The organism is Nitrospirota bacterium (assembly GCA_016212215.1).
Classification (GTDB): domain Bacteria; phylum Nitrospirota; class 9FT-COMBO-42-15; order HDB-SIOI813; family HDB-SIOI813; genus JACRGV01.
The window spans coordinates 1-3,184 of record JACRGV010000055.1; the positions used below are offsets into that span (position 1 = coordinate 1).

Annotated in this window: 4 protein-coding genes; 2 read left to right on the forward strand and 2 right to left on the reverse strand. The window is 42.6% G+C overall.

From position 1 onward, the window contains the following. The coding region (gene msrA, locus HZA08_05130; protein MBI5192807.1) for a peptide-methionine (S)-S-oxide reductase MsrA at nucleotides 1-820 on the reverse strand (820 nt) is incomplete at its 3' end. A gap of 125 nt (nucleotides 821-945) precedes the next feature. On the opposite strand from msrA, the gene pyrE reads away from it, so the two are divergent. Together pyrE and HZA08_05140 are read left to right on the forward strand one after the other, a co-directional pair. Beyond that, nucleotides 946-1,515, forward strand: coding sequence for an orotate phosphoribosyltransferase (gene pyrE / locus HZA08_05135; protein MBI5192808.1), 570 nt, complete (start codon nucleotides 946-948; stop codon nucleotides 1,513-1,515). A gap of 124 nt (nucleotides 1,516-1,639) precedes the next feature. After that, the gene (locus HZA08_05140) at nucleotides 1,640-2,497 is read left to right on the forward strand and encodes an EamA family transporter (protein ID MBI5192809.1); all 858 of its coding nucleotides are present in this window, start codon (nucleotides 1,640-1,642) and stop codon (nucleotides 2,495-2,497) included. Here HZA08_05140 and HZA08_05145 read toward each other — a convergent pair. After that, nucleotides 2,494-3,078, reverse strand: a complete 585-nt coding sequence (locus HZA08_05145) for a bifunctional precorrin-2 dehydrogenase/sirohydrochlorin ferrochelatase (protein ID MBI5192810.1) — start codon at nucleotides 3,076-3,078, stop codon at nucleotides 2,494-2,496. The genes HZA08_05140 and HZA08_05145 overlap by 4 nt on opposite strands. Nucleotides 3,079-3,184 lie beyond the last annotated feature (106 nt).

The following is a 3,184-nucleotide window of genomic DNA, read 5'->3' on the forward strand; positions in this document are numbered from 1 at the left end:
AGGAGGCATTCCTGCTCCTGACCTCTGTCCGTACCATGAAATGGCCCCTGTCCTCCTTCTCCACTATGTTCTGAGGCTCAAGCGGTTTTGTAAAACTCGGCCATCCGGTGCCGGAATCAAACTTGTCACGGGAGCTGAACAACGGCTCTCCTGAAACAATATCAACATAGATGCCTTCACTCTTATTGTCCCAGTATTCATTGTCAAACGGTCTTTCTGTCCCTTTCTCCTGCGTGACATTGAATTGCAACGGGGTCAGCCTCTTCCTTAGTTCTTCCTCTGCCGGCCTCTGATATTGCCATAATTCTTTCAGTACCTGATCACGTCCGGAATGTTTACGATAGGATTTGTATCTCAGGGATTCTTTTTTGTAGTAATCCTGGTGATACTCCTCAGCTATGTAGAACTCTGCTATTGGCAGGACCTCTGTCACAACAGGTTTCTTATACCTTCCGGACCTCTCCAACTCCGCTTTAGATTTTTCTGCCAGCATCTTTTGCTCATCAGTATGATAAAAGATGGCAGTGCGGTATTGCGGTCCCCTATCAACGAACTGACCGCCGGCATCTGTAGGGTCTATCTGCCTCCAGAATACATCAAGGATATTGTCGTAGGTTATCTTTGACGGGTCATAGGTAATCTGAACAGCCTCTGCATGGCCTGTATCTCCTTCGCATACTTCTTCATAAGAGGGATCTTTTATGTGCCCGCCGGTATAGCCCACGATAACTTCCAGGACACCATCAAGTCGTTCAAAAGGCGGCTCCATGCACCAGAAACAGCCGCCGGCAAAGGTTGCTTTCTCATATTTAGTATTCATGCCTATAGAATAAATCTCCTCTGTCAATTTGTCTATGTTATCTTTTTCAATACTAATAATCTACTTGACAATCAGCAGAGATTGAATTTATATGGTTAAAAACCATTTGGAGATACCTGATGCCTATGCTGAAAGAATTAACAGACCTTATTCTCGAGAAGTCGCTTAAAGTAGCGGATGAACCAATCTTTGAACTTGCATCCGGCAAGAAAAGCAATCTTTACATTGACTGCAGAAAGACCACAAAAAATGCCAGAGGCGCATATCTCATAGGTAACATCATTTACGATAGAATATCGAACCTCGATGTGGATGCAATAGGCGGACTTACCATGGGCGCTGACCCTGTGGCTGATGCAGTAGCTTATACGAGCGTAATTAAAGGTAAGCACATAAATGCCTTTTCCGTAAGAAAGAAGGCCAAAGAGCACGGGCTTAAAAGAGTCATTGAAGGTGACGTTAAAAATGGAGACAGGGTAGTTATCGTTGATGACGTTGCGACAACCGGGCAATCCACTATTGAGGCTATAGAAAATGCAAGGGCCGGAGGACTCCATGTCGTAAAAGTTATTATCCTCGTGGACAGGCAGGAAGGCGGAAGGGAGAATATCCTCAAGCATAATGTTGATTTTGAAGCAGTGTTGACCAAGCAGGACCTGTTAGATGAATATTACAAAAGACATGAGAAAATTTAAATGCACAAGTTTGATCCTGCAAAGATAGAACTGCTGTACCTCCTTTATATCTAAATCCCACCCTCACTCTCGCCGGCAATTCTACCATGCTTTTGATGATAATTCCTGATAAACTGGATTAATAATGTCCTGGATCGTCTATGCCCTTATAACCGCCTTCTCAATTGCAACGGCAGATGCCATAAGCAAGAAGGCCATGATAAGGTCACATGAATATGTTATTGCCTGGGTCAGGCAGGGGTACACACTTCCATTTTTAGCCGTCGTCTTCTTCTTTATTGAAATACCCCCATTGGACAACACATTCTGGTTAACCCTTTTAATTGTAGTCCCGCTGGATGTCACGGCAATTATCCTCTATGTAAAGGCAATACGTCTTTCTCCCCTCTCTCTGACCATACCATTTATTGCACTAAGCCCTATGTTTGTAATCATAACTGCCTTTGTAATACTTGGAGAACTGCCGGATATTTCAGGTCTCTTTGGCATTTTGCTTATTGTTATAGGCGCTTATCTCCTTAATGTCAGGGCAACAAAGCATGGTGTACTGGGCCCCATAAAGGCTATCAAAAAGGAAAGAGGGTCAGTCCTTATGATCATAGTTGCCCTTATATATAGTATTACCTCTACACTCGGAAAGGTTGCTGTACTGCACTCAAGTCCTCTCTTTTTCGGAGCCTTTTATCCCTTTATCCTTACTATTATATTCACTGTAATTGTAGGCTTTAAAGGACAGTTATCAAGTGTAATATCCAGTCCACGGATATTCCTGGGGATAGGGTTCTTCATTGCGATGATGATGCTGTCCCACTTTGTAGCAATAAGTCTGACAGATGTTGCTTACATGATATCAGTTAAGAGGTTGAGTCTGTTGTTTAGTGTAGCCTATGGTTGGATATTATTCGGAGAGAGAAATGTTGCGGAAAGATTAATCGGTTCGATTTTGATGATCGCCGGAGTGGTCTCAATAACCTTATTTTAATTAGCCCCATTCTTTATTGCTACTGTGGTCTTCTTTATGAATCTTTCCCGTTCCTGTTTGTCTGCAATCTCTTTTTTTGCACTGTTTCTGATTTTCCCGATTGTCTTGAGTTTTTTTGCGTATTCAGGTCCGTACATCTTCTCAAGGTCCTTCCTGATCTCCTTTGCGAGTGCAGGGCTTGTCCCCCCGGTTGAAATAGCTATTGAAAGCATCCCTCTTCTGAAAACAGAGGGGACTATAAAGTTACATAGATCAGGGGTATCAACAACATTCAACAGCTTCTGCAATGACGTCGCATCTCTCGCAACCCTTTCATTAGTTTCACTGGAATCGGTTGCAGATATGACTATGAAAGCAGACCTTATGTCACCTTTTCTGTATTCACGCTCTATATGTTCAATCAGTCCCTTATCTTTATAGCCTTTGAGCCTTTTCGTAATCTCAGGGGCTATCAAAGTTATCTCAGCACAGGTCTTTATGAGTGAAGCACATTTTCTCCCGGCAACCTCACCACCGCCGATTATTACACACCTTTTTCCTGTAAGGTCCAAGTAGACGGGATAGTAAACTTTTTTCTTCATTTTCCGATTATATTAGAGTTTTCGTCAATGAGTTGACTGAAGTATCGAAGATAGGGTATACTATTTTTCATATTTTTAAAAGGAGGAATAATATGACACTACAGGA

What these genes read in the sequence shown, in the direction of transcription:
- HZA08_05140 (MBI5192809.1), top strand. Translation starts at nt 1,640, where the DNA reads ATGTCCTGGATCGTCTATGCCCTTATAACCGCCTTCTCAATTGCAACG.
- HZA08_05145 (MBI5192810.1), bottom strand. Translation starts at nt 3,078, where the DNA reads ATGAAGAAAAAAGTTTACTATCCCGTCTACTTGGACCTTACAGGAAAA.
- pyrE (MBI5192808.1), top strand. Translation starts at nt 946, where the DNA reads ATGCTGAAAGAATTAACAGACCTTATTCTCGAGAAGTCGCTTAAAGTA.